Annotated in this window: 22 protein-coding genes; 4 read left to right on the forward strand and 18 right to left on the reverse strand. The window is 51.3% G+C overall.

The features are described 5' to 3' along the window. Window positions 1-12: 12 nt before the first annotated feature. A complete protein-coding gene (topA, locus tag IKQ95_08915) occupies window positions 13-2,511 on the forward strand; it encodes a type I DNA topoisomerase (protein ID MBR4196814.1) in 2,499 nt (832 codons plus the stop codon). A 45-nt stretch (window positions 2,512-2,556) separates the two neighbouring features. Here topA and rsfS read toward each other — a convergent pair whose 3' ends face one another. From rsfS to IKQ95_08985, 14 genes are all read right to left on the reverse strand, one after another. Continuing rightward, window positions 2,557-2,868, reverse strand: a complete 312-nt coding sequence (gene rsfS, locus IKQ95_08920; GenBank protein MBR4196815.1) for a ribosome silencing factor — start codon at window positions 2,866-2,868, stop codon at window positions 2,557-2,559. Window positions 2,869-2,963: 95 nt separating this feature from the next. Then, complete coding sequence (locus tag IKQ95_08925) at window positions 2,964-3,764, reverse strand: transporter substrate-binding domain-containing protein (GenBank protein ID MBR4196816.1); 801 nt, start codon at window positions 3,762-3,764, stop codon at window positions 2,964-2,966. Between the two features lie 36 nt (window positions 3,765-3,800). Then, entirely contained in the window at window positions 3,801-4,976 is a 1,176-nt protein-coding gene (gene cbiE / locus IKQ95_08930) for a precorrin-6y C5,15-methyltransferase (decarboxylating) subunit CbiE (protein MBR4196817.1), read from the reverse strand. Next, window positions 4,969-6,009 (reverse strand): cobalamin biosynthesis protein CbiD, encoded by a 1,041-nt coding sequence (cbiD, locus tag IKQ95_08935; protein MBR4196818.1) that lies wholly within the window; start codon window positions 6,007-6,009, stop codon window positions 4,969-4,971. Before cbiD ends, cbiE begins: the two co-directional genes overlap by 8 nt. After that, a complete protein-coding gene (locus IKQ95_08940) occupies window positions 5,994-6,593 on the reverse strand; it encodes a precorrin-8X methylmutase (protein MBR4196819.1) in 600 nt (199 codons plus the stop codon). Before IKQ95_08940 ends, cbiD begins: the two co-directional genes overlap by 16 nt. Beyond that, window positions 6,580-7,659, reverse strand: coding sequence for a cobalt-precorrin 5A hydrolase (locus IKQ95_08945; GenBank protein ID MBR4196820.1), 1,080 nt, complete (start codon window positions 7,657-7,659; stop codon window positions 6,580-6,582). Before IKQ95_08945 ends, IKQ95_08940 begins: the two co-directional genes overlap by 14 nt. Continuing rightward, window positions 7,637-8,389 carry a precorrin-4 C(11)-methyltransferase gene (cobM, locus tag IKQ95_08950; protein MBR4196821.1) on the reverse strand — a complete coding sequence of 251 codons (753 nt, stop codon included), beginning with the start codon at window positions 8,387-8,389 and terminating at the stop codon, window positions 7,637-7,639. Before cobM ends, IKQ95_08945 begins: the two co-directional genes overlap by 23 nt. Continuing rightward, complete coding sequence (locus IKQ95_08955) at window positions 8,386-9,162, reverse strand: histidinol-phosphatase (GenBank protein ID MBR4196822.1); 777 nt, start codon at window positions 9,160-9,162, stop codon at window positions 8,386-8,388. Before IKQ95_08955 ends, cobM begins: the two co-directional genes overlap by 4 nt. Then, window positions 9,159-9,812: a bifunctional phosphoribosyl-AMP cyclohydrolase/phosphoribosyl-ATP diphosphatase HisIE gene (locus IKQ95_08960; protein MBR4196823.1), complete on the reverse strand. Its 654-nt coding sequence runs from the start codon at window positions 9,810-9,812 to the stop codon at window positions 9,159-9,161. Before IKQ95_08960 ends, IKQ95_08955 begins: the two co-directional genes overlap by 4 nt. A gap of 2 nt (window positions 9,813-9,814) precedes the next feature. Continuing rightward, window positions 9,815-10,573, reverse strand: a complete 759-nt coding sequence (hisF, locus tag IKQ95_08965) for an imidazole glycerol phosphate synthase subunit HisF (protein ID MBR4196824.1) — start codon at window positions 10,571-10,573, stop codon at window positions 9,815-9,817. Then, window positions 10,570-11,283: a 1-(5-phosphoribosyl)-5-[(5-phosphoribosylamino)methylideneamino]imidazole-4-carboxamide isomerase gene (gene hisA, locus IKQ95_08970; GenBank protein ID MBR4196825.1), complete on the reverse strand. Its 714-nt coding sequence runs from the start codon at window positions 11,281-11,283 to the stop codon at window positions 10,570-10,572. The genes hisF and hisA overlap by 4 nt, the downstream gene beginning before the upstream one ends. Next, the gene (hisH, locus tag IKQ95_08975) at window positions 11,280-11,894 is read right to left on the reverse strand and encodes an imidazole glycerol phosphate synthase subunit HisH (GenBank protein MBR4196826.1); all 615 of its coding nucleotides are present in this window, start codon (window positions 11,892-11,894) and stop codon (window positions 11,280-11,282) included. The genes hisA and hisH overlap by 4 nt, the downstream gene beginning before the upstream one ends. A gap of 47 nt (window positions 11,895-11,941) precedes the next feature. Beyond that, a complete protein-coding gene (locus IKQ95_08980; protein ID MBR4196827.1) occupies window positions 11,942-12,535 on the reverse strand; it encodes a Fic family protein in 594 nt (197 codons plus the stop codon). 76 nt (window positions 12,536-12,611) lie between these two features. Next, complete coding sequence (locus IKQ95_08985) at window positions 12,612-18,326, reverse strand: hypothetical protein (GenBank protein ID MBR4196828.1); 5,715 nt, start codon at window positions 18,324-18,326, stop codon at window positions 12,612-12,614. Window positions 18,327-18,500: 174 nt separating this feature from the next. On the opposite strand from IKQ95_08985, the gene IKQ95_08990 reads away from it, so the two are divergent. The 3 genes from IKQ95_08990 (at window position 18,501) to csaB (ending at window position 22,774) form a co-directional block, all read left to right on the forward strand. Beyond that, window positions 18,501-19,631: a nucleotidyltransferase family protein gene (locus IKQ95_08990; protein MBR4196829.1), complete on the forward strand. Its 1,131-nt coding sequence runs from the start codon at window positions 18,501-18,503 to the stop codon at window positions 19,629-19,631. A gap of 330 nt (window positions 19,632-19,961) precedes the next feature. Then, a complete protein-coding gene (locus tag IKQ95_08995; GenBank protein ID MBR4196830.1) occupies window positions 19,962-21,821 on the forward strand; it encodes a hypothetical protein in 1,860 nt (619 codons plus the stop codon). Beyond that, window positions 21,821-22,774 carry a polysaccharide pyruvyl transferase CsaB gene (csaB, locus tag IKQ95_09000; GenBank protein MBR4196831.1) on the forward strand — a complete coding sequence of 318 codons (954 nt, stop codon included), beginning with the start codon at window positions 21,821-21,823 and terminating at the stop codon, window positions 22,772-22,774. The genes IKQ95_08995 and csaB overlap by 1 nt, the downstream gene beginning before the upstream one ends. Here the strand turns inward: csaB and IKQ95_09005 are convergent. From IKQ95_09005 to IKQ95_09020, 4 genes are read right to left on the reverse strand one after another with little or no spacing between them, the layout of a single operon-like run. Next, a complete protein-coding gene (locus tag IKQ95_09005) occupies window positions 22,771-23,175 on the reverse strand; it encodes a hypothetical protein (protein ID MBR4196832.1) in 405 nt (134 codons plus the stop codon). The genes csaB and IKQ95_09005 overlap by 4 nt on opposite strands. A 15-nt stretch (window positions 23,176-23,190) precedes the next feature. After that, on the reverse strand, window positions 23,191-24,120 hold the full coding sequence (locus tag IKQ95_09010) for a phospho-N-acetylmuramoyl-pentapeptide-transferase (GenBank protein ID MBR4196833.1): 930 nt from the start codon (window positions 24,118-24,120) through the stop codon (window positions 23,191-23,193). After that, on the reverse strand, window positions 24,117-25,454 hold the full coding sequence (locus tag IKQ95_09015; protein ID MBR4196834.1) for a UDP-N-acetylmuramoyl-tripeptide--D-alanyl-D-alanine ligase: 1,338 nt from the start codon (window positions 25,452-25,454) through the stop codon (window positions 24,117-24,119). Before IKQ95_09015 ends, IKQ95_09010 begins: the two co-directional genes overlap by 4 nt. Before the next feature lies 1 nt (window position 25,455). Continuing rightward, the gene (locus IKQ95_09020; protein MBR4196835.1) at window positions 25,456-26,934 is read right to left on the reverse strand and encodes a UDP-N-acetylmuramoyl-L-alanyl-D-glutamate--2,6-diaminopimelate ligase; all 1,479 of its coding nucleotides are present in this window, start codon (window positions 26,932-26,934) and stop codon (window positions 25,456-25,458) included.

The raw sequence follows: 26,934 nt of genomic DNA on the forward strand, positions 1-26,934 counted from the left end.
CAAAAAATGCAAATGGGGGTAATTACAATTTCACCTGTGAGAAAAGCCGCCTCGCCAAAAACTGAGGACGCTAAGAAAAAAGCAATCGCAAAAAGAGTCAAAGCCGTATTAGAGCCTGAGCCGGAAGAAAATACATCAGACGCAAATTTGTCATCACCGCAAAAGAAAACCCCCGCCCGAAAATCAAAGACCGCAGGAAAATCACCGTCAGCAAAAACCTCAAAGCCCGGCACTAAATCACCGTCAGCAAAAACTACAAAGCCCGGCGCAAAATCACCGTCAGCAAAAACCCAAACGCCCGGCACTAAATCACCGTCAGCAAAAACCCAAACGCCCGGCGCAAAATCATCATCATCAAAGAAAGCTCCTGCAAAAAAATCCCCGGCAAAATCCCCGGCAAAATCCCCGGCTGACAGCAAAATTCTTGTCATCGTTGAGTCCCCGTCAAAAGCCGCTACCCTCTCCAACATGCTCGGAAAAGGCTACATAGTCAGATCCAGCAAGGGACACATGAAGGACTTGCCCAAAAGCCGCATGGCCATCGACATTGAACACGGCTTCACGCCTGAATATATACTCGTGAAGGGAAAAGCTGATCTCAAGAATGAGCTTCTCCGCCTTGCGTCAGCCGCAAAAAGTATCCTCCTTGCCTCAGACCCTGACAGAGAGGGCGAGGCTATAGCGTGGCACTTGGCCGACATTCTCGGAGTGAATCTCGCTGAGAAATGCCGCGTTAGATTCTATGAGATCACAGAGAACGCCGTGAAGCTCGCTGTACAGAACCCGGACTATATTGACCTCAACAAAGTTGACGCACAGCAGGCGCGGAGGGTGCTTGACCGTCTTGTAGGGTACACGCTGAGTCCATTGCTGTGGAAGAAAATACGCTACGGACTTTCGGCGGGGCGTGTTCAGTCTGTCGCGCTGAATCTCATCTGTGAACGCGAGCGGGAAATTCAAGCCTTTATCCCTGACCCCTATTTTGTGATTACGGTGCTTGCGGAAAACGGCGGGAGAAATTACGAGCTTAAACCCTACAAACTTGACGGGAAATCTTTGCTCAAAGGAACGTTGCCGCTTTTAATCGACACTGAAGAGAAAGCGAACGAAATAATATCAGTGATAAGAGCGAACAATATCATTATCACCGATTTCAAGTCAAAGAACAGCTCACACTCTGCCCCGGCTCCTTTCAGGACAAGCACACTTCAGCAGGAGGCATCGCGGAAACTCAGCTTTGTACCGGCGCACACAATGAGGCTCGCGCAGGCACTGTACGAGGGTCTGAACGTTCCCGGGCGGGGGCATATCGGACTCATTACGTACATGAGGACGGACAGCCAGAGGATTTCGGACGAGGCTATAGCGATGTGCAGAGAATATATTTCCGCCAATTACAGCAAAGACTATCTTCCCCCGAAACCGAATACCTACGGAGCTTCAAGCAGGGCAAAAATTCAGGACGCTCACGAGGCAATCCGCCCGACCGATATAACATTAACGCCCGAAAAACTCGCAGGGACTCTCACGGCGGAACAGCTCAAACTTTACACGCTCATATGGAGACGCTTCACCGCAAGCCAGATGACTCCCGCAGTAACAGCAAAATCAACCCTCAAAGCCGAGGCAGGCCGCGTAACTCTCAGGCAGGAAGGGGAGACGTTAATTTTTGACGGATGGAGCGCGTTATGGCCGCTTGACCTGAAGGGCAGTGAGTTGGCGAAAATTGACACGGGCGAAATTCTGACCCTCAGAGACATTCAGAGCGAGAAGAAATACACAAAGCCCCCCGCAAGATATTCCGAGGCCGGATTAATCAAAACGCTTGAGGACAACGGAGTCGGCCGTCCGTCAACATATGCCACGATTGCAGGGACGTTAGAGTCGCGGGGATATATCGAGAAGAACGAGGAGCGGAGATTTTTCCCGACAGGGCTGGGAATGACTGTTGACGAATTTTTAGCGCAGTATTTTAACCGCAAAGACCTATCATCAATCGTTGACGCGGGATTTACTGCACAGATGGAAAAGGAGCTTGACGAGGTTGAAGAGGCCGCAAGGAAATGGCTTGATGTTGTGGGTGAATTTTGGAATGAGTTTTCCGCCACACTGCACGAGGCCGAGGACGCTCCGAAAGTCCCGCTGCCTGAGCCTGAGCCAATCGGGGAAGCCTGCCCGGACTGCGGCCATGACTTAGTGAAGAAGCGCGGAAGGTTCGGTGAATTTATTGCGTGTTCAAATTATCCTGAGTGCAAATATACCCGTCCCATATTGAGCAAAATAGGCGTAACCTGCCCGAAATGCGGCGAGGGTGAAATAGTCAAACGCAAAAGCAAAAAGGGAAGGACGTTTTACGGCTGTTCGCGCTACCCTGAGTGTGATTATGTAGCGTGGAACAAACCCGCCGGGGAAAAATGCCCGGAGTGCGGAGAGGATTTATACGTTAGAGGGTCAACAATATTCTGCGCCAAGTGCAAATACAAGGCCGAGGCTGAGTCGTCAGCAGAGTGAGCGCAAAAAAATTCCCCTCCCGATTCTGTGTCAGGAGGGGCAAAATTATTCTTCCCAGAGTCTTTCGAGCCTGTAGAAATCGCGTCCCTTGTGGCTGAACACATGAACTACTATGTCCCCGCCGTCAAGAAGCCGCCAGTTGAGACTGTGTTCGCCCTCGATCCGGCACTTTCTCCCGGAGCACGTGAGAATCTCCTCGGCTGTCTCAGAAAGAGTCCTCATGTGAGTCTCAGAGTTTCCCGTAACAAGTACAAACGAATCCGCAAGCCCGCCTTTGTCTTTCAGGTCTAACGCTATTATGTTTTCCCCGCTCTTTGCGTCAAGCGCGGATGTTATTTCCTGAATGATATTGTCCATTTCTCTATTTCCTCACCTCACTATAGGATTATTATACACACAGCGAAAAAAATTCCCCCCGGCACAAAACCGAGGGGGGTAATATTTTCTGGAGTCTATTCGGCCTTGTAGTCTTTCGTGAGAACAACTGCGACCTGTTTCGCGTCCTCGTAAGGCTCTGAGAAATCCGTGAACATTTTGCGCTCCTCGTTGACGGTGATTCCCGCGCAAATCATATCAACCTTCCCCGAATTAACCGCCATGAAAAGCGAGTCGAACGGGTACGCGATAATAACAAGCTCTTTGTCTAGTTTACCGGCAATAAGCGCGCACATCTCGATGTCGATTCCAGTATAGCCGTCGCCAACTTTGATGTCATAGGGAGGGAATCCCGACTCAGTTCCGACATACAGCTTACCGCCCTTTGCGCCCTTGTGGAGGTCAATATCTTCCGGCTTTGCGGCTGTAGGGTCTTCCTTGTACTTGAGCATTATTGCCTGAAGTGAGCCGTCTGCTTTGATTTCGGCAAGTGCTTTGTTCACCGCGTCAAGTAATTCTTTGTTACCCTGCTTGAAGCCGATTGCGTACTGCTCAACGGTCAAAGCCTCCGGGAGAATCGTTAGGGTGTCCGGATCATTCTTCACGAACTGAGTCGCGGGTGCCTCGTCCATTATTGCGCCCTGAATTTTTCCGACCTTCAGAGCCTGTATTACGTCGGTGGCTTTCTCGTATGTCGTGAGCTGATCTTTTGCCTTGTCGCCTAACATCTTCTTTGCGATTCCTTCCGCGATTGTCCCGCGCTGAGTGCCGATTTTGATGTTCACGAACTGATCCGGCTTGGAGATGTTGAGGCCGTCAGCAAAAGCGGCTCCGGCTGTGAGTGCCAACACTGCGAGGACTGCTGCAAGTTTCTTCATGATGGTAGTACCTCCGTCATAAAAATTTGCAGAATATTATACAGTATGGCCCGCGCTGAGAATTGTTACGGGATTTGCGGCCTTCATCATAGTTAGGGAGGGTGCAATAACTTTTGATGATGACGCTGACACCTGCACCGCCCCGAAATTTTCCCTGTCTCTGAGGAACGTATAAGCCTCCGTGAGTGTCTCAAGAGTTACGCAGGCAATTACGACACGTGCAGGGCGATTCATGGCCGTTATTCGCGGGAGTATCCCGGACAATTCGCCCCCTGCACCGCCGATAAAGACATGAGTCGGAGCCGGAAGTCCGTCAATCACATCAAGAGCGCGTGAATTATGCACGGTGATATTATGCAGGTGAAACTTTTCGGCGTTCCGTGAAATTAGTCCTGCTGACTTGGGATTATAGTCAACCGCGTGAATCTCGGAGAACGGGAAAATATTGCCCGCCGTAACGCTGATACTTCCTGTGCCTGCGCCGATGTCCCACAAGACAGAATCCCCGCTCATCTCAAGACGCGACAATATCACCGAGCGTACAGACTCATTTGTCATCACTATGTCAGGCTCGCGGAGAAAATCACTGTCCCGCAGGAATAATCTTGCGGGGGTATACGGATTTTTGTTGCGTATGAGGATTATTGACAGCTCCGGGAAATTCTGAACGCTGAAACTCTCAGGACTTCCCCGGAATATTCGCTCGTTGTTCCCGCCGAGACATGAGCCTATGACGACATCAACGCCGGAAATACACGACAGCTTTTCACACGCCCATGAAGGAGAAATATTTTTGTCGCAGAATAATACAGTAACGCGATTCCGTTCGACAGTGTTCAAGAATTTTCCGGCAGAAAGACTCCGGCCATGCCCCGAAATTATCGCAGCATCGTGCCACGTCTCCCCGGCATGAGCGCATATCGCCTGCAATGAGCTTATCCCAGGAAGGACTCTGATATTCTCACCGGGATAACGCCTCTTTATGACAGGAAGAAGGCTGAAGACTCCCGGGTCGCCCGAAACAAGAAGCAGTATTTTCCCCGTCATGCCGTCAATCTCGTGAAAGCTCCTTATGTCGGCAACATTTTTCCCCGCCGGAATCCTGTCAGCAAACCTTGAGTCAGCAAACACCGTATCAGCCTCATTAACCGCTCTCATAACCTCCGCTGTAAACTCGCCGAGTCCCGCGCCCGCAATCACAATTTCACGCATGATTACTCCCTAAAATATTCCCGTCCCCGTCAATGAACACCGCGCTGATTCTCATTGCCCCGTTAATTCTCTCCTCACATTTTCGCGTTACAGCCTCCGCAATATTATTCCACACGCCCGAAAATCCGCACTCCGCAATAATATTCACGGCCTCATTTGTCGTATTGCTGTGATAAATCCGGCGTATAATGTCCTGACTTGCTCCCATTAAAGCCAGGTGAGCGCAGAGAGATTCGAGTCTTCCGTCTGAAACTTTGCTGTGAGTTACGAAATTTCCCGCTGAAACTTTGAGGAGCTTTCCCGGATGACCGCATAAAATCGCGTGAGTGAATCCCAGTTTGGCGGACTCATCTAAGACATGGCCGGGGTAATTTCCGCACTGTATAACGTTCCTTCCTGTTACGTGAAATATTTTGCGCGTGAAAGTCTCCCCTGTCCCAGCAAACGCAATGTATATCTCCCTGAATCCCAATGAATATATCATGCTGAGTTCGAGCGACAGAGAGTCTAATAACGCCTGCTCATTCATGGGCTTTACGATTCCTGTTGTGCCTAAAATGGAGATTCCGCCGACAATGCCGAGCCGGGGATTGAACGTTTTGCGGGCTAACTCTTCTCCGTTTGGGACTGAGACTGTTACGCGGACTGACTTGCGGGGGATAATTTCGCGGACTGCGCGTGAAATCATTTCGCGGGGAACGGGATTTATTGCGGGCTGACCGGGGGGAATCTTGAGACCGGGCAATGTAACAATCCCGACACCTTTCCCGGCCATGAACTGAATATCATTCTCACCGCCGATAATCTCAACGCGGGCTAAAATTTTCACACCGTCTGTAACGTCTGACCTGTCATCGCCTGAGTCTTTCACCGCGCCGGAATAGTCCCCTTCACGAAAGACATTCAGCAGAAATTGACGGCCTTCAAGATTCCTGACAGTTACGGAGTCTGGGTGCGTTCCTGAAGTGAGGAATATTGCTGAGGCTTTAGCGGCTGCTGCGGCGCATGTGCCTGTAGTTACGCCAGTCCGTATAATACTGCGTTGATGATCGCGCAAGCTACAGTAGTTCCGCCCTTGTTGCCGTGAGCGATTATGCGGGGAATGTCCGTGAGTGAGTCGAGCATTCTTTTTGCCTCGATGACGTTCACGAAACCTACAGGGACTCCGACAATGAGCGCGGGATTTGCGAGGCCTTCACGGATTAATTCACAGAGCCGTATTAATGCGGTCGGGGCGTTTCCGACGGCGTAAATTGCTGACGGGTATTCACTCACAGCGCGTTCAATGCTCACGATTGCGCGTGTGATGTTTCGGGAATGGGCTTCTTCTTTCACGTCTGAGTCTGAGACATGGCAGACGATATTCACGCCGTAACGCTTGCTGATTCCTGCTGACAGCATGAGTGTGTCTGTGATTATGGGAGTGCCTCTGCGGATTGCTTCACGGGCGAGATTGACAGCACCGGGGGAAAACGTGAGGGAGTGAAGGAAGTCAAAATCCGCCGTTGCGTGAATGACACGCATAATGACGGGCAAATTTTCCGGGAGAATGTCAGAGTCATCAATGGCACTCTGTATTATTCTCATGCTCTCACGCTCAATTTCAGCGGGATTCAGTATCATGATATTCACTCCTCGCAAGCGCAAATGTCATCCCATTATACACAGTCTTGCACCTCATCAGCACACCGCCTTCACCCGCCGAAAGAACGCACGCTCGCTCGCATACATTATCCGTACCCGTGAATCTCCTTACAGTCTCGGAGGCCGTGAAATTCCCCGCAAGCGCATTCAGCTCTGAGGCCGTAAACGTAACCAGCGGGATATTATGACGCTGTGCAAAAATCTTCATGGCCGGCTCATCTCTCTTTATGTCAATCGTAGCAAGAGCCTTCAGACTGAGCGGACTCACTCCCGCGCCTTTGAGGAAATCAATTGCTGACAACTCAAATTCCGCAGGGCTGACTCCCCTGTTGCACCCCGCGCCAAGTATTAACACTCTCGGACGGAGCATTAATGTTACGGGGAAAGGAACGGGGACATTCTCGCACGTTACAGCGACTCCGACTGACTCGCCCTCAAGAATTTTTGCTGACACTTTCTTGACCGCTCCGGGATTCTCGATGACGCAATCATTTTTCACCGCCCACTCATCAACAGCAGGCAGGTTATTCACGTCAGTAGCGGTTGTGATTACGGGGACAGCGTGAAGGAAGGCCGCAATTTTCCGCGCAAGGTCATTAGCCCCGCCGACATGCCCGGACAATAACGGAATGACGAACTTCCCGCCCTCGTCAGCAACAACGACAGCCGGATCCGTCATCTTGTCCCTGACACAGGAAGCCACAGCCCGCACAGCAATCCCGCAAGCCCCGATGAATATTATTGCCCGCGACTCACGGAACATTTCCCCGGCCCATTCAGTGAGAGAAGAGCCGATGACATTCACGCCCTCACGCGAAAATCTTTCAGGCGCGAAAACTTCACCGCCGAGAAATTCCGCGAGCCTCAGCGCGAGATTTACGCCCCTATGTGTGAAAGCAGTGATAATAGTTCTGTCTTCTGTAATTCCGTTACCCCCCTCCGTGAACGGTGTCCCCACTAATTTAGGGGGGATGTTGAACGCAGTGAGACAGGGGGGTCTGCAATCAAATGGGTGGTCAGAAAGACCGTCTGTATTCATGGGAAAAATTTTTGTCGTAAAGTTTCGACTGTGAGTCCGTGTTGTCGCCGAGAAAATCCCCTGCGAGGATTATTGCTGACTTTGTGACTCCCTCAGCGAGTCCCGGAAGTGTGGCCAGAGTCCCGCGTATGACTCTCTCGTCCGGCCATGAGGCACGATACACCACAGCCGCCGGAGTATCACTGCTGTAGCCGCCCGAAATCAATTCCGCGCATACAGCCTCAAGCATTCCCGCCGACAGAAACACAGCCATTGACGCACCGTGTACCGCAAGAGATTTCAGCCTCTCGGATTCCGGGACAGGAGTCCGCCCTGCATGACGTGTGATTATGAGCGTCTGAGTCTGGCCGGGGATCGTGTACTCTGTTTTGACTGCTGACGATGCCGCAAAAAGCGAGCTTACCCCCGGCACAACCTCAAACGGAATCCCCCTAGCCCGCAATATGTTCATCTGCTCACGTATTGCCCCGAAAATCGCAGGGTCTCCCGAATGCAGCCTCACCGTAATTTTCCCGCTCTCATGGCCGGATATGAGGCAGTCAGAAATTTCTTCAAGCGTCATTGATGAGCTGTCGAAAACCTCGCACCCTTCAGGCGAATATTCAGCGATAATTTCAGGGTTGACGAGCGAACCTGCATATACGATTCTTCCTGCTGACCTGAGAATTTCCGCGCCCCGTACTGTGATTAAGTCAACAGCTCCCGGCCCTGCCCCGATGAAGTAAATCATAGTGTAACGACTCGGAGTCCCAATGACCGCGCAAGCTCTTCACATTCCGGGAACTGGTACATGAGAGTGTCTTTGCTGTGAGAATCGCTTGAGAGTATCACGCTTCCGCCGTGCGATGATATGTACTCTAAAATTCTTGCTGACGGGTACGGAGTCTTCCGCCATCCACGCGAAATAGCCCCGGTGTTAATCTCAAACGGCTTCCCGGTCTCAAGCAGAGAGGCAAGAGCGTCATTGCAGGCCGAAATATAGCGTGGGTTATCCTCGTCAAAAAATTTGTTGGTCTCGTTGAATTTCGTGATTAGGTCAAAATGTCCGATAATGTCAGCATTCGTTTTTCTGACGACATCAGCGGCAAGCGAATAATATTCCTCCGCGAGTTTATACGGGTCATCATTGAGGCGGTGAATCAAGTCCGCAAAAATTTCCGGCGTGTGATCTACCGAAATATATTCCCCGTCAATTTTCACATAATGCACTGAGCCTATAACGTAGTCATAATTCCCTGTAGGCATGTCGGAATAATAATCCTGCTCCGTTCCGCAGAGAATATCAATTTGGCCGCGATATTTTTCCCTGAGCCTGTGAATTTCGCTGACGTAGCTTTGTGTCCCGTCAAACGTCATGCACGGCTCTGTGTCGAAAGCCGTGAACGAATGCCCCGAAAATCCAAGCCGGGACATTCCGCGCCTGAGTGCCTCCTTCACGATGTCTTCAGGGGAGTCTTTTCCGTCGCAAAAATTTGTGTGAACGTGGAAATCTTCAAGCCTCATGATGTCATTTTTTCCTGCTTTATTTTTTTGTCGATTACGTGCCGGGAGGCCAGCTCCTTTATGATGTCCTTTATGTCAATATTCATTTCGGCCATGAGAACAAGCAAGTGATAAACAAGGTCGGAAATCTCGTAGATAGCTTCTTTGCGGTCATTTTTCGCGGCTATTATGACTTCTGAGCTTTCCTCGCCGATTTTCTTTAGTATCTTGTCTAATCCCTTCTCAAATAGATATGACGTGTAAGACCCTTCAGCCTTTTCCGCTTTCCTTCCTTTTATCAGCTCCATTAATCCGCAGACGGTAAATTTTTCGCGCTCTTCTTTCTCACGGGGCATAACATCATCAACAAAGCACGAGTCATTACCCAAGTGGCACGCAGGGCCGTCCGGCTTAACGTACACTAACAGCGTATCCCTGTCGCAGTCGGCTATAATCTCGCGTATGTGCATGTAGTTCCCGCTTGTCTCACCTTTCAGCCACAATTCACCCCGCGAACGACTCCAGAAACACGCCAGCTTTTTCTCCAGCGAGATATTCAGGCTCTCACGGCTCATATATGCCATCATGAGGACATCGCCGGAGTCATCATCGACAAGAATCGCCGGGATTAGTCCCCTGTCATCAAATTTCAGCTCGTCAACATTCACCATAATTACAACCTCACCGCTATATTTTCCTCGTGCAGTCTCCGCTTGAGGTCAGAAATTTTCACTTCTCCGAAATGGAATATCGAGGCCGCGAGTCCCGCGTCAGCACCAGGCACTTCATGGAACAGAGTCACAAAGTCATCAATTCCGCCCGCACCGCCTGACGCTACAACAGGCACATTCACGACAGCGCAAACAGCCTTCAGCATGTCAATGTCGAATCCCTGCTTCACGCCGTCAGTGTCGATAGAGTTCAGGACGACTTCACCCGCGCCCGCGTCAACACAGCGGCGAATCCATCCTACAGCCTCAATCCCGGTATCATCCCTTCCGCCCCTCGCAAAAACGTGAAACTCTCCGCCGACCCTCTTAACGTCAGCAGAAATCACTACGCACTGTGAGCCGTACAATTTCGCCGCCTCCGGGATTAATTCCGGGTTCATGATTGCGCCCGTGTTCACGCTCACTTTGTCCGCACCGCATGAGAGTACCCGCTCAAAGTCTGAGACCGCCGAAATTCCCCCGCCGACTGTCAGAGGGATAAAGACCTTCCGCGCAGTCTCCCGCAAAATTTCCGTAAATATCTTCCGCCCGTCCGATGACGCTGTAATGTCGTAAAATACAAGCTCGTCCGCGCCGTTTTTCGAATAGTATTCAGCAAGCTCAACAGGCGAATTTACATCACTAAGCCAGCGGAAATTTACGCCCTTCACGACTCTGCCGTCCTTTACGTCAAGACATGGGATTATGCGTTTTGTTATCATTGTTTCACCGCCTCGATTGCCTCCGAAATTTTCACCGCTCCCGTGTAATATGCCTTCCCGATTATTGCGCCGTAAATGCCGAGTCCCGCCAGCGTCCTCACGTCATCAAGCGTGCTTACTCCGCCGGAAGCTGTTATGTTGACGCTGAGACTCTGCGACAATCCCGCGTAAAGTTCCGTGTTTATGCCCGACATAGCACCGTCCCGCGAAATGTCCGTGATGATTAGCGTTGATACTCCGTCATCCTGCATACGTTTGCAGAAAGTCAGCGCGTCAATCCCGGAGTCCTCAAGCCATCCTTTTACGGCGACTTTTCCGGCGCGAATGTCAACTCCAACGGCTATTTTGTCCCCGAAATTTTTCACGGCCTCACGCGCAAATCCTTCCTTTGTCGCAGACGTACCCAATATTACGCGGTCAACACCTGAGTCAATATAGCGTTCGATTGATGACATGTCCCGGACTCCTCCGCCGATTTCGCATTTCAGCCCAGAAGACTCTCGAATCTTCATCACCGTATCAATATTGACAGGCTCGCCGGATTTCGCGCCTTCAAGGTCAACGATGTGAATCCATTCCGCGCCGTCATTGCGGAAAATCATAGCGGTGTTCACGGGGTCAGGGTCATACACTGTCATATCGTCATAATTCCCGCGCAGAAGCCTCACCGCCTGCCCGTGAAATATATCGATTGCCGGAATGATAATCATGATTTGACCTCGCAGAATGACCGCAGGATGTCGAGTCCAACATTGCCGCTCTTTTCGGGGTGATACTGGACTCCGTAAATATTTCCGTTCTGCACTGACGCTGTGAGGGGTGCGCCGTAATCTGTCGTGGCGGTGATATATTTCCCGTCGCAGAAAGCCGCGTATGAATGCACGAAATACACGTAGGAATTTTCCGGGGTTCGCGAATATATCGGCGAGGGGTTCGTGAAGTCGAGCGAGTTCCAGCCCATTTGAGGAATCTTGAGATTTCCGACAACAACCTCGCGGATTGGCTTGACGTTTCCGGGAATTAGGCTGAGTCCGTCAAATTCTCCGAACTCCCAGCTTTTTGTGAAAAGAAGCTGCATTCCCAGACAGATTCCGAGAAGCGGCTTTCCTTTGTGAGCCTCAGAGATTATCACGTCCGCGAGTCCTGAAGCAAATAATTTCCCGGCAGCGTCCCCGAACGCACCGACACCCGGCAGAATTATTCGCTCTGAGTTACGCAGGTCATCAGGGCTTGAAGTTATTGTTACCTCACGGCCTATAGCGTTAAACGAGCTTTCGAGGGAAAAGAGATTCCCTACGCCGTAATTTACGATTGCTATCATGATATTTATCCTTTGCGTGAAATTTTACGGGAAAATATACCACAAGCCTAAAATTTTTCGTAACTGTATGAGACCGCAAGGCCATCCGAAAATATTTCCCTGTCGCGCAAATCTTCAGGACTCATCATTGCGCCTCTGAGCAGAGTCTCAAGCTCAAGAGTATTGACCGGGCTTCTCTGAATTGCTGACATGTAGTCTTCCCGCGTAATTTTCCGCCAGTCGATTCGGGTGTTCATTTCCCGCTGAAGCATTGCGTCAAGCCATAAGCGCATGGATCTTCCGTTTCCCTCTCTGAACGGGTGCGCTATGTTCATTTCGGTGTACTTGGTGAGAATGTCAGCAAAATTTTCCTGCGGCATGTCAGAAATCACCGGGAGTATTTTTTCGAGGAATAATACATTTGCAAACCTAAATCCCCCTTTTGATATGTTGACTGTGCGAATCTTGCCCGCTAATGTGAAAAGCCCCCCGAAAATTTCCGCGTGAATCTTCCGCAGACATTCCCACGTTCCCGCAATGCTCACGAAATCCGGCCATGACTCCCAGACCTGCCTCACTCTATCAAGCGAAAGCCTGTCAATTTCCGGCATTATTTCCGCGTAATTTCTCTCTAATTCTTTCTCATTGACTGGGAAAATCATATGTATCACTCCTCACAAAACTCAAAAAAAATCCCCCGCAGGATTTGAGTCCCGCAGGGGAAAAATTATTGCTCTGTTAATGCTTTCTGCTGATGAAGAACATTGCAACCAGAGCCGACACAAACACGCCGAGTCCCGCCGAACATCCTCCGCTGCTGGGGCCTACTCCCACAACTGCGTCAGCACTTGACTGTGAGTCGCTGACATTGACGGTTGCAAGCGTTGACTTCCCTATTTCCTGATCCGGCTTTGTAGCGTCAGGAATGAACGCCGCGGCTATCTCGCTGTTTCCGGAAGGCATTGCGTTGGTGTTAAATGTTATTGTCGCTTTCGTGCTTGATTCGGCTACAATGTCAACACCTCTGCTTCCTTCCGCCGTGTAGAACGTAACGAAATCATCCGCACCGCTCGCGCTGACTCCGGGGGAATATGCCCACGCCGCTAACACATCATTGATATACACCTTCCATATGTCAACGGGGAAATCAAGCACCAAATCTACCGGGTTGACGGCACTTCCTTTGCTGACCTGGCTTGTTCCTGTGCGTGAAAGGGTCTGAGCTTCCGGGTTCGTGCTCGTGTACGTTACGGCGTTGTCGGGAATTGTTCCGTCCTGATTGAGCGCACCGCTTGACTTGTAGCTTTCCACGAGGGCTTTTGTCTCTGCTGTCTGCTCTCCTGCTTCGGGCGGCTGAGGCTGTGAGGAGCTGTTGACCGTGATGTTGATTGCCGCTGTCGCGGTATTTCCGGCTGAGTCAGTCGCTGTAACTATTACGGTATATGTCCCTGCTGTGGCTGATGATGACGCTGTTACGGCGTATACCATCACCGTATTATCCTGCGTGGCATATGCTGTAGTTGCGGGTGCTACTGTTACGCCTGAAGGAAGAGTGCCGAGCGTCCATGTTACCGCGCCTGTGTTGCCGCTGGCCGTGAATGACACTTCCGCAGAAGTTCCCCCGCGTGTTACTGTGGCTGAACGTGAAGCGGGCGTTACGGTGAACGCTGACGAATCCGCAGTTACGGTTATGCGTATTTCAGCCGTTGCTGTGCGGTTAGCCGAGTCGGTTGCCGTAACTGTTACGGTATATGTTCCTGCTTGGGCAGCTGTTGACGCTGTTACGGTGTAGCTTGCTGTTGTCCCTGTCTGGCTTGCTGGCGAGACCGTTACGCCTGCGGGAAGAGTGCCGAGCGTCCATGTTACCGCCCCGGTGTTGTTGCCTGCGCTGAATGTTACAGTGCTTGAGTCTCCTCCGGGTGTTACTGTCGCTGAACGTGAAGAGGGAGTTACGGTGAACGCTGGTATTCCTGCGGTGATCGTTAGTGCTATGTCCGCTGAAGTCCCGTAGATGTCAGAAAGCGTTATTGTCCCCGTGTATGTTCCCGGTGCTGTCGGTTCTGCCGTGAAAGTAAGCGAGCTGTCATCAGATGTCAGACTGAAGCCGAATACCGCAGGGATGTCAGGCGAGGCAGTGAAGCCGGAAATCTTTGCGCCCGTGTAGCTGACTGTCTCAGAGCCGGAGCCGTTCAGCAAGGCCGGGAGCGTTACAGCGTCAGAGCTTAGAGCCAGCGCGGGAAGTGTTACGTTCACCGACAACTCCCTGCTGTCTGAATTTCCGTTCCCGTCAATGAATATCAGCCTCGTTGTGTATGACGCTGTTGCGGCTTTCAGCGGGGTGGCTATGACTCTGATTTTGCCTTCAACTGTCGATGATTCCGCCGGAATGCTGGCAATGTCAAAACTAATGTCAGCAGAAATATCCGGGGACATCATCCATTCTGCAAACTCCGAGTAATAATACTGCATTGTTGATTCGCCTGAAGCCGGGTAAACGACATCAATAACCGCGAAATCACCCGAAAGCGTTATAGGCGCGGAGTTCACATTAATGTTGAAGCTGTATGTCTCCGCAGTCCTGTCTACCGAGTCTACCGCGTCAATGTTCACGGTGTAAACTCCCCCGGCAAGCTCAATAGGAAGCCCGAACGTATACACGGCTGTTGTGTCTGTCTCAGAAATCTTTTCCGCCGTTATTCCCTGTGCCTGAAGTGCCGCAAGGTTCGAGATTGTCCATGTTACTTTCCCGTAGGAGTTATTCGCGCTGAGGGTTACTGTCGTGTTTTCTCCCGCATAAAGAGTCGGGGAGTCCGCCGAGTCTCCTGAAACTGTTACGGCTGTAGTCATTGGCTCTGATGTAAGCTCAACGTCAAGAGACATCTTTATGTCCGCCGAGCCGCCGTACTCATCGAACACTCTCACAGTTCCGCGCCAGCCTGTAGCCCTTTCCGGCCTGTATGTGAAGATAAAGCGTCCGTGCTTGGCCGGGTCAGTCTCTTCTGTCTCATCAATTGACACGCAGCGCACTACGAATCCTTCAGGGATCGGGGACAGGTCAATGCTTACGGGCGCGGCGTAGTACCATTCTGTGTGCGAGTCCGGCCAGTCATACTCGAAAGGAGGCTTTGACATATTCACAACTCTGTCGGGGCTGAGGAATATTACAGGGGGTGCGGTGTTGATTGTGATGTCCGTGCTTGCGCTGCTTGTCCAGTTTTCCGCGTAATTGTACATCGTGAAAACCGCGTTGTATGTCTCTTTAACGGGCTTTTTGGGCGTGAACGAAACTTTCAGGTGTATTCCGTGAATTTCGTGGACATCTTCCTCAATTTTTCCCGAAACATCAATGCTGAACGCCTGCAATACACTGTCAGGGGATATTGTCCATCCGCTGTAGGGTACATATGCATCCTCGCTGAGGGGATCGCCCATGTTGCCGACGATAATATCAGTCTCAGCCGATGAGCCGTATACTACATTTACAGGGTCAGGGCTGAAGTCGCCGGAGAAAAATATATCAGCCATCTGTGATTTCCACGTCAGATTGTAGACTGTCTTCCTGCCGTAGCCGTCTGTCGCTGTTATCCTCACGGAATAATCGCCCTCAAAGTATGCAGGTACGCTGACCGTGAATGTAGCCTCGCTTCCTGTCGCTGTCATCGGCACAATGCTGACACCTTCAGGGACGGGATCAACTGACCATGTTACAGTGCCGTAAGCGTTTCCGGCATTGAGCGTTACGGATGATGAGCCGCCCTCAGAACCTGCCTTTATGACAAGCTCCCCGGAATCTGACGGAGTTATTCCGACATCGCCGGACATCCACGAATGAAGCGTGAGGGCTATATCCGTCGAGTTTCCGTAAACGTCTGTAACTCTCATCACTCCGCTGTAGTCTGCTGAAACCGCCGGGGACATCGAGAATGTTATTGTCCCGCTGTCCGAATCTTTTTCCGCGCTGAAGTTAAATTCCTCATCAGGCACGGTAGAAGGAGTCATCTGCCTGATTTCCGCGTCTCTGTATGAGATAACTTTCCGGGCTGTTCCTCCGAAAGGCGCAGAGAGCGACACAGCATAGTCCGACAAAATGACTGACGGGATTTCGACATTGACATATATCGTCATCGAGTCAACATTTCCGTTCACGTCCGTAACAATCATGTCAGCACTGTAGACTCCCGCCTGAATTTTCGCGGGCGTTGCATGAATTATGATTGTCCCGCCGGGCGTGTCGCCGCTTGCCGGGATTACGTCAGCCGAGAGGATAACATCAGCAGAAATATCCGGGAGGAACTCTATTCCGCCGTCTATTATATTCTGCCCGCTGTAACTCACAGTGAGATCCGCACTTGATTCAACGTCAACGCTAATCCTGTTTCCGTTAGGGGCGAAAAGCTCTATCACTGGCACAGGTTCAACCGTCCACGAAATAGCGTAAACTGTCCCCTGCCTTCCCGACCCATCGCGAGCCTGAAGCAACGCCGTGTAGCTCCCTATTTCGCCGTGTGAGGTGTCAATCGTGAATGTTGCAGTGTTTCCCGTGCCTGACACAGGGCTTATCATCGACACGTTATCGCCGGTGATTTCCCACGTTACATCGCCTGCGGTGTTCCCAATGTTGAGCGTGAATGTTCCTGCCTGCCCCTGTATGAACGTTATATCTTGGGCTGTGTCGCCTGAAGCGGCGGGGGTAATTGAGATTTCGCCGGGCTGTGTGCTGACGTTTACGGTGATTCTAACTTCTGCGATTTTGCCGTTCACGTCTATTACGGTCATGGGAATGTCTAGGGTGCCTTCTTCCGCCTCAACTGAAGCTGTTATGCTGACGGTGATTTTTCCGCTCCTCTCATCCGCCGGGGTTACTGTGGGCGTAAGAGTAAGCCCTGAGATTCCCGGGGGGAATATCGGATCTCCTGAGACGGCCGCTTTTGCGTATGTGAATGATACTTCGGAGCTTTCGCCGCCGCGTATTAGGCTGACCGAATCCGAGTACTTGTCGAGAGATATTGCCGGGATTACGACATTTACGGTGATTATTGCCGCCGAGGTGTTTCCGTTCTCATCCCTTACTGACATTGTTACGGCGTAGTAGCCTTCCTGAGCGGCTGAGTCGGCATAGGCTGTTACTGTGATTTTTCCGCTTGGGACTGCGCTCTCGTCTTGTGAGGCTGACGGCACAGCGGTGAAGGTAACGCCCTCAACAGCCGGGGAAAAAGTGATGTTTCCCGCTCCGCTGTCAATGTCAAACTCGCTGTAGCTGAATACCGCGTCCGCGCTTGACTGGATTTCAACGTTCAGCATTATTTCTGACGGGTCAATGACAATTTTCGGCACCGGGTGAAATGTTACGTCCCACGCCAGAGTCGCGCCGTTCTGGTAAATGTCATCGAGGGACTGCGCGTCATCTTCCGGCGGAATTGGCGATGGGGACAAAAATATTCGCACTGTGCCTTTCTCGCCGTCTTGAGGGTTCGCGCCCTGCTTGAAGAATATTCTGAGAGTCTTGGCTAATGGTATAGTGTCAGTGCTTTCTGTGTATTCAAGCGAGGGATTCTCGGCTGTGTCGGCGTACTTGAATGTTTTGTTGTACTGGACTTCCTGAACATCATAATCAAGCCAGTATGGGAGGCTTATATTGTCGTCATCCGAGATAACATAATTTTTGCCTGACCCTGACGGAGCAGCGCGGCATTCAAGCTCGGCAAGGACGTACAAATCTTTTGACCTCTCAGCCTCCCAGAGGAAATCGCCAGTGTTAGGGTTTACGGCCTCTACAAACTCAGTGGCCCAGCTCTGCGGGAAGGTGATTGAAACGCTGTAATTCTCATTCGGCGCGTCTCTGCTCTCAACTGCTGAGACATCAATCGATACCATATCCGTGAAAAGTCCGAGCTGTGATGTGTCCTCTTCAACGCTGATGATGAGTCCTGAAGTTTTCACATGCGTTTGCTGATTCTCGTAGACATCAGCGTCAGCGGCAATTTCTCCGGGGACAGTAAGAATATTGCCGTCCTCATCAGACAGAGGCATTCCGGCGGAGTCATAACCTGCGGGGACATCACACGACAGGCGGGCGATTACGTGAATCGTATAATTGTTCAGGCCGTCGCTGTCTCTGTAGGGGGCATCGCCGCTCTTGACTCTTGTCATCCTTGAGTCATAGTCGGGAAGCACTCCGCTGAAGACAACCTCATTCCCTCTGATTTCGCACTTCAGCCAGTCATACGAGGGATAAATTTCCCATAATATCGGCCTTGGAGTCTCGCCTTCCGGCCATGTCTCAGCGTATACAACCTGATAATAGTTGTAGCCCTCGACAGTCGGCGGGGTAATGTCTGAGCTTGACACGATAAAGGCATCTACATCATCAGACGTAAAGACCGCGAAAGCCGAACTAGCCGTGAGAAAAATCACAGCAAGCGAGAGAAAAAGCACTCTCAATTTTCCGCGCAAAATAAATTCCTCCTTCCAAAAAATGAAACCGTTAATACTAAAGCCCCTGCCGTTATACTTTTAACGGAGCGGCAAACCTTGAAGCACGCCACATGAATACGCCGCAATTATACATGTTTCACGAAAGGAGAATGAAGAGTCATATTCACAGGAATTATTGCCGAGTTCAATCCATTGCATGAAGGCCACGAGTCATTGATGAGATTCGCGAACGGCCTCCCGGATTCTGGAGGGGTAATAGTGATTTTGTCGTCAAATTTCACGCAGAGGGGCGAGCCTTCATTCACCGACAAATTCAGCCGGGCATATACAGCGGTAAGAGCCGGGGCTGATGTTGTGATAGAGCTTCCGTTTCTGTACGCCTGTTCCGCGGGTCAGGACTTTGCGCGGGGTGCGGTGAACATAATCGGGCGGCTTGGGTGCGTTTCGCGTATTGCGTTCGGGATGGAGAACCCCGAATTTGACGCGGGGATTTTTCGTGAAATCGCGGGAATTATGGCGAATGAGCCGGAGTCATACCGGGAAATTCTGCGGCGGGAAATTGGGCGGGGTGCGTCATTCGCCAAGGCCGTATCAATTGCGCTTGATGAGTTTTCGGGAGTGCCGGGGGCGGGAGACTTTATCACTAAGCCGAATAATTCGCTCGCTGTCTCGTACATGGCCGGGATTCTGCGCGGGGGCTATGATATTCAGGCAATCCCCTTCAGGCGCAGGGAGGGTGTCAAAAGCCGGGCAATCCGTGAAAATCTTGCGGGGAACGCTCACATGTTGCCGGAATATTCGCGGGAAGCTGCCGACATTGCCGGGCGTGAGGGGAGAGTCTCAGACGCGGGAAAATTGTGGCCGATATTGCAGGGAATATTCATACGGTCAGAAGCTGAAGACCTGCGCGGGATTCACGGAGTCGATGAGGGGATAGAGGGATTATTTCTGCGTCATTGGCGGGAATCTTCCGGGCTTGATGACTTTATCGGGCGATGCGTCTGCGCCAGGTACACGCGGAGCCACATACGAAGGCGGCTGATATATATTCTTCTGGGACTGAGGCGCGGCACGGTCATGAAGGCGGTGAAAGGTGATGTGCCTTACGCGAGGGTGCTGGCGTTTACGGAGAAGGGGCGCGGGATTCTGAGAATGTGCCGTAAGATTTCACGCATACCAATAATAACGAGGCTGAAAGATTCGGAAGGGCTGACGGGGAAATATTTTTCTGAGACTGAGCGGAGAGCCTCGCAATTATATGAGCTGACATTAAACAGTCCAGACATGACCCGCGAATCTCATAAAGTGCTACAATTCCCATAAATTTTTTCACAGGAGGTATAGCTAGACAGCCAAATAATATGAACATGTGAAATAAAGTGTCCTGAAAAGCACGGTTGACAAAAGGCTAAAGGAGGAATAATCTGCTACGTAATGTCAGGTGCTGGACAGGCATCACAAAATCCATAGAAATATGGCTACCTCCGGCTAGGGGGGAAGTTAAAGCCTCTGGACTGCCGTACAAACTCAAGTAGCAGGAAACATCGCGAACGAGGGCAGGAAATGTCGCAGAAATGCGGAAAGAACGAGGAAAACTCGAAAGAGTGTATACAGCACAAAATTACACTTTTTACGTAGCAGATATTCTATTTGATGACACGAAAAATTTTCACAGCGGTGCTTCTTGCCCTCACGTTATTATGCGCGTGCTACGGACTTTACCCGCGTATTGTGCTTGAGTCGGCAAACAACAGCGTAGCAATAATAGCTGACTACCGGGAAATAACAGCCCTTGCGAAAAATTCAGGGCTTGGCGTTGACAAGGCAATATCAATCCTCAAGAATAACGGCCTCGCGGGACTCATGGTAAGCGAGCTTACTGGCGACAGCGTTACTCACGGCATCGGCCATGCTGAAATGAAATCGGCGGGCGACAATCCCGGCAGCACAGAGGGTACAATCATCACAATAAAGCCCTTCAGCGAACATAAAGCACTCCTCAGCGAATGGCTGCGGGCGAGATTTGGACTCTCAGAGGACAAGCGCGGGCCTATACTCCTCACAATGCCGGCCAACATGATAAAGAACTCAGGAATTATCCCGGACATTGACGGACTAGAAGCCGCAAAGAAAGCCGGACTCAAAATATATTACCGCCCTGCGCCGTCGCCCGGCCACCTTTCCGACAAAGCCGCATTAATGTTACGGAAGGTTCACGAAAAGTATCATGTTGATGTCTTTACGCCCGCAGGGGAATACGTTTCAGGCTACCCGGATGTTAGCGCGATGGCAGACACCGCCAACGGACTCCGAATCCCAGTCGCAAAAGTAGAGTTCTCAAAGCAGGCGGGAGAACCTCAGCTCAACGAGAGAATATCACCCAACATACTATCACTGCACAGCGTAACAAACGAGGAAATGACATCACGGAGACTCACACGCGCCGCCCTGCGGGAAAGGATGATACGCGCCGCCGTTGAACGCTCCGTAAGATTATTGCTATACCGCACCGCCCCTATGAACACAGCAAATTTCAAGTTCGCGGACTACACAGAGGAGATCCGCCTTCTTGCTGACTCCCTGAAAGCGCACGGCTTCAATCTCGCGTGGCCTGATACTGTATATACGCGGGAAAATTTACGGCCTAACATTTTCGCGGCTATGGCAATGTCGGCGGTGTTAGTGTTCTGCGCGTACTGCTATCTTGTGAGAATGGGAATGACTGACGGAATGAAGCCGCAAATCTTCTTCAGCGTGTCGGGCGTAATACTCGCTGTGCTGATTCTGAAGGTGTCAATCATAGCGAGACTCGCCGGGGCATTTACCGCGCCAATGATAGCGGCTGAAGGCTCACTGCTTGCGATGGACGACTCAAAAAGCCGGCGGATAATTCCCGGTTTCATTTTCGTGATAATCGGGGGGCTTGCTCTAGCGTCATTCTTCAGCACAACGGACTACATGATGAGGCTGAAAGCGTTTTCCGGCGTGAAGCTGACACTGTTATTGCCTCCTGTACTAGTATTGCTTCATGACCTAAAGCGGAGAATACACCCTGAGTCGCTTGTTGAATTTCTTTCTCGGCCTCCCCTATGGGGTGAAATAATGCTTTACGGGGCATTGCTGGGTGCGATAGCGTTCGCGATATTCAGAAGCGACAACGTAGCGAACATTTCCGGCATTGAGACAAGACTCCGCGAGGGCCTCGAACATTTATTGATTGCCCGGCCCAGGACTCGCGAGGTTCTTGTGGGCTACCCGTCATTATTGCTGTGGGCATTCCTTGCGCGGAACGGATATTTTTCGCGCTACCGTGAAATATTCAGGATAGGGGCGGTATTGGGCTTCTCGTCAGTCATCAACAGCTTCTGCCATTTCCACACGCCTATGATGTTAATACTGCTGCGGGAGTTTAACGGCTTGTGGACGGGATTATTTGCGGGGCTTTTGATTGTGTGCGTGATAAAGTTTGTCGTGATACCTGTATTTAGGCTGATACGGCCTGTAATAAGCTGATGAGGCGTTACGGCGCGGCGTTAATCGGGTATTACGGCTTTGGGAATCTCGGCGATGAGCTGCTGCTGAAGGCGTGTATTGACATTCTGACTCATTGCGGGCTTCCCCTGAGCCGGATTGTGATTCTGTCTGCTGACCCTGAAAAAACCTCGCGTGAGTTCGGAGTCGCTTCCGTCAACCGCTGGAGCTTTCGTGAAGTTTGGCGGGCGTTCCGAGACTCTGAGCGTGTTATATTCGGCGGAGGGGGAATATTTCAGGACAGGACGAGCGTCAAATCATGCGCGTGGTACTGGGCTGTTGTCCGTCTTGCGCGGATGATGGGCGCAAAAGTTTTCGCTGTCGGTCAGTCAGTCGGGCCGCTGAAGTCGGGAATGTCCCGGATTCTTTCGAGCAACGCGCTGAAGTCATGCAACATTCTTCACGTGAGGGACGAAAAATCATTGAGGCTTGCGGAGAGTCTCGGCTGTAAAAATATCATTCGCGGCTGTGATTTAGTGATGACGCTGAAGCCTGAGAGCCTGAAACATGCCACAGTGCCCGGAAAAATGCTCGTGAATCTCCGGCCATGTCCTGAGCTTGAACGTTACGCGGAAATTCTGCGCCCTAAAATCACATCGGGGGAAACTGTCGGAGTCGCGCTGTCCCCTGAAGATGAGTCCGCGCTTTGTGTGCTGGGACTGCGTGAGATTGTGAGGGTTCATTCATTCCGGGAGGCTGAGTCGCTGTGGCGGACGGCGGAGACTGCGGCGGGAATGCGTCTTCATTTCGGTGTATTGTCGCGGATATTCAGAGTCCCGGCTGTAATGATGCCATATGACATTAAGGTGAATGAATTTGCGGGGCAGTCCAGGATTCCGTGTATCTCGGATGAATGGATTGACCCGGTAATGCCCCGTGAGATTCCCGGAAGTATTGATGATGTTGCTGATGTGTTCCGGGAAATTATGAGTTAGTCTGCCGAAATTCTGAGGGTTACGCCGGGCTTGTCGAGTATTTCAGCGAGTCCGGCTTCTGTTTTTCCTGTTATCCTTCCGAGACGTGTATATGCCCACGAGTTAGAGCCGTGAAATATGACGATCTGATTCCCGGAGTAAAGCACAATATCCCCCGCCCTTGTCGTTATGTGAGTGTCATTGCGGGGAAGACTCCTGCCCAGACTCCCGACCTGCTCAAATCCCCCGTAAGCAGACATCTTGACGGTGAGGGGCGCAAGGCTCTTCAGGGCTTCAACGCTCGCATTGTCTTCCCATTCGACAGGAACATTCACGCCGTCAACAGAAATCTTCATGGCCGAGTCCGCAAAACACGGAGCCGCCCACAGAATCATTACCGCAAGAAATATTACCGCCTTCATTTTTCCGCCTCCAAATCATAATGACATAAGCAGAAGGGCAAGCATTACCCCTCCGACAGAGTGAACGAGCCAGAATCGGACTGTTACAGCCGTCTCATCAAGTCCCTTTTTCTGATAGTGATGGTGAAGCGGTGCCATGAGGAAAATTTTTCGTCCCAGTTTCCGAATCGTGAATATCTGAATGGCCGAGCTTAACATCTCAATGATGAATATAAACCCCGCCGGAATTACAGCCAGTGTCCGCCCGTTTATGACGCACATAGCCGCCAATGCACCGCCGAGAAAGTGAGAGCCGGTATCACCCATGAAGGTTTTTGCCGGCCTCGTGTTGAAGAGCATGAATCCCGCCGTCATTCCGAAAAGCTGAACCATCACCCGCGAATTGAAGCCCCCTGCAGGAATCACGATCATCATCACCGCAAGCGAAATCAGGAAACTTCCCGCCGCGAGTCCGTCAAGACCGTCCGTAATGTTCACCGCGTTGATTGTCCCGGCTGTAACGAGAAATGACACGGGAATCACAATCCACGCATACCCGTCAAACATTCCTGGCCACAGTCCCAATTTCCCGCGCAGGAATACGGCCATGACCCACAAAGCGCAAAGCACAAGCTGTAATCCCAGTTTCGACAGGCTCGAAAATCCCTCGCTTGTGTGGGAGCGGAACTTCTTCCAGTCGTCAGCAAAACCTATAAGCCCGCTCAATATCGGGAGGCTCCAGAATATTAGACCGTCAGCAGAAAAATCCATCATCAGCGCAAGGACTCCCAGTAACAGAAAAATCACTCCGCCCATTGAAGGAGTCGCGGCTTTGATTTCGCTGTCGATGTTCACGCCGTACCATTTCTGAATCTGCGTCAGGTGAATTTTCCGCTGGCACTTTATCCAGAAATATTGAAGTATCACGCTCAGTGTGAAGAATGTTACCGCCGCAAAGAAATTCATTCTTCAATTTCCCGGACGATATTCGAGAGTCCCAGACTGTTTGAGCCTTTCACCAAAAGCCCCTGCCATTCGGGAATGTTCCTGAGAGCCTCAAGTGCCATTTTCCAGTCGTCAGCAAAAATATAATCCCCCTTCACGGCCTCCCGCCAAATTTCCCCGACAAGTATCACCGAGTCTATACCGTCAAGCAATGGTGCTAACTCAGCGTGATACATGGCCGAATCCGTCCCAAGCTCGCGCATTTCACCGAGTACGGCGACTTTCCCGGAGCATTTCACGCGGGCGAAAGTCTCAAGTGAAGCCCTCATTGACGCTGGATTGGCGTTGTATGCGTCATCAACCATGAATCTTTTTCCCCCGTCAAGAAATACGACCCTTCCCCGGCCTCTGAGAGCCTGAAAATCTTTGAGGGACTCGGCGCATTCCTGAAGAGAAATATTCAGCTCATGGGCGGCGGCTGAGGCAAGCGACAAGGGGACAGCGTTGTGTTTCCCCCAGATGTTGACGGTGAAGCGGGCGATCTCCTGCGATACCCTGTGAGCAAGTACGAACGACATTGCCGGGAGCGCGTATTCTGAAGTGTCGTGGCTGATGACGAAATCGGAATCCTTGTTCTCGCCGACTCCCATCGATTTCACGTAATACTTGAACGCCTCATTGAGATATTCATTGTCGTTGTTGAAGATAATCTTGCGGATGTCCGGGGCTGTGGTGATTTCCATCTTCTCGCGCAAAACTCCTTCAACACTCCCGAATCCTTCAAGGTGTACGGGGGCTACTGCGGTCAATATTGCTGTTGTCGGCGGAAAATAGTCCGTAAGCTCGCGAATTTCCCCCGGCTTGTTCGCGCCAAATTCGAGGATTAATATCTCCGTTTCTTTCGGCATTGCCATTATTGTAGCTGTACAGCCTATGAGGGTATTCAGGCTTCTTTCGGGGGCGTGAATCTTGAAGTGAGGGGATAATACTTTCTGAAGTGCGGCGCGTGTTGTTGTTTTGCCGACACTGCCGGTGATGCCGATAACCTCATCGAGATTGTGAGCTTTGAGCTTTCGTGAGGCAATTGCGGCTAAATCTCGTTCGGGATTCTCAAGCTCTATAACGGGTACGGAGAGTCCGCCGGGATTTTTGCCCTTCCTGACGATGATTAATCCTGCTCCGTTTGAGACTGCCTGCGGAATGTAGCTATGTCCGTCAACATTTTCACCCTCAAGCGCAACGAACGCCCCGCCCGGCGTAACGTCCCTGCTGTCTGTCGCAAGGTGATTCGGGAACTCCATAGCCGCGAAATTTTCGGGAACAGCGTCAAATAATTCTGCCAGCGTCATATTCATATCAGTGTGAGTCCCTCCATGCTTTTACGGCTTCTGCGTCATTGAACGGGATTTTGTTGTTCTTGATGGTAATGAAGCGTTCCGGGCCTTTTCCTGTGATAACGAGAATGTCCCCGGCTTTGAGGCTGTCGAGGGCGATATTCACGGCTTCCGGCCTGTCGATGTTGACGCGGTAAGGCTTGCTGACTCCTTCAGCGATTGCGCGGGCGATGTCGTAGGGGTCTTCCTCGCGAGCGTTGTCTGACGTGATAAATATCTCATCGGCAAATTCTGACGCTGCCCGGCCTAATTCGGGTCTGTTCTTCTGATACCTTCCTCCCCCGTGTCCGAACATTGATATTATCCGCCTGTCATCGCCTGAAAGTTTGCGGATTACTCCCAGAACGCTCCGCAATGCCGATGGAGTATGCGCGAAATCCACGAATACGCGCGCTCCGTTAGGCAGGTCAATGCGTTCGAGCCGCCCGGGAACCTGCGGGACATTCGCGACCCCTTCAGCGATTGCTGAGTCATCGACTCTTCCGCGCATGGCCGTAACCGCGCAAAGGGTATTCATGATGTTGAAGTCCCCGACAAGCGGCGTGTGAAGACTGAGATCCGCGAACCCGTCAGCCTGAATCGTTATGTCCGTGCCGTCAATGCTGGTACGTGCGTCAATGACTCTTGATGACGCGCCCTCACTCAGCCCGAATCCGCGAACATTGCCGGAAAATTCCTCCGCGAGTCGTTTCCCGTAGGGGTCATCATAATTCACAGCCCCGCAGAAATCCGGCTTTGTGTAGTCCGTGAACAATAATTTTTTGGCGGCAAAATAATTCTCCATGTCCTTGTGGAAGTCTAAATGTTCCGGGTAAAGATTCGTGAACACAGCGACATCATACAATGCACCTTTGAGCCGTCCCAAGTAAAGCCCGTGCGATGATGTTTCCATGACGCAAGCCCCGCAATGATTCTCTACCATGTGCGACAATTGCCGCTGAACTATGCAGCTTTCGGGGGTAGTGCGGTCGGCTTCCTTCTCGTTTACGCCGTCTGACTCGATGATTGTCCCTAGTAGTCCCGTGCGTATTCCGGCGGCCTGTAGTATGGAGCGCGTAATGTAGCTCGTTGTGGTCTTGCCGTTCGTGCCTGTGATGGCGACCATCAATAATTTTGCTGACGGATTATCGTAGACCAATGACGAAATTTCGCCGAGGTGATCCCGGACTCGCTTCACGATGATTTGCGGCAATGGCGAGTCGACTTCATGCTCACAGAGTAGCGCGCAGGCTCCGTTTGACTCGGCCATGCTGACGAATTTATGACCGTCATATACTTCACCGGCAATGCACGCGAAAAGAGTCCCCGGCTTAACGTTCCTGCTGTCTGAAATGACCTCCGAAATAGGCGCGGAAAAATCGTCCTGGGACTTCACGCGGATTTCAGCGTTCCCGCCTTTTGACCGTATAAAGCTCAGGACATCTCCAAATGTTACACCCAA

The organism is Synergistaceae bacterium (assembly GCA_017540085.1).
Taxonomy (GTDB): domain Bacteria; phylum Synergistota; class Synergistia; order Synergistales; family Aminobacteriaceae; genus JAFUXM01.